Origin of the sequence: uncultured Pseudokineococcus sp., from assembly GCF_947499845.1 — a bacterium.
Lineage (GTDB): Bacteria > Actinomycetota > Actinomycetes > Actinomycetales > Quadrisphaeraceae > Pseudokineococcus.
Genome location: NZ_CANMPM010000067.1, coordinates 1 through 331, shown reverse-complemented (window position 1 = coordinate 331; position 331 = coordinate 1). Strand labels below are relative to the sequence as shown.

Annotated in this window: 1 pseudogene; it reads left to right on the top strand. The window is 65.6% G+C overall.

Annotated elements, in window-relative coordinates:
* Positions 1-247, top strand: a pseudogene (locus Q0789_RS16630) (hypothetical protein); the annotation flags it as partial.
* Between the last annotated feature and the right edge of the window lie 84 nt (positions 248-331).

Here is a 331-nt window from a genome sequence, read left to right as displayed (position 1 = left end):
AGGACCTCGACCCTCACCCACCTTCAGCCCACGACCGGCGTGTCGTCACCGCCCCCACCGCAGGTATGAAGAGCCTGTTCAACGTCCTCGGGATGGTCGCGGAGTTTGAAGCCGACCTCATCTGTGCCCGCATGCGCGAGGAGATGGCGATCGCCAAGGCCGCGGGCAAGCTTCGCGGAAAGAAGCCAAGCTCTCCGTCTTACAGGAGAAGCACCTGGTCGCGCTGCACCGTGCCGGCACGCATACCACGATGGCGAGCTCAAGGGGTCAACGCACCGCTCAGGAGCGTGACGGTAGTGGCCGCCTTCTCGAGCGCGGTGGTCGCCGCTGT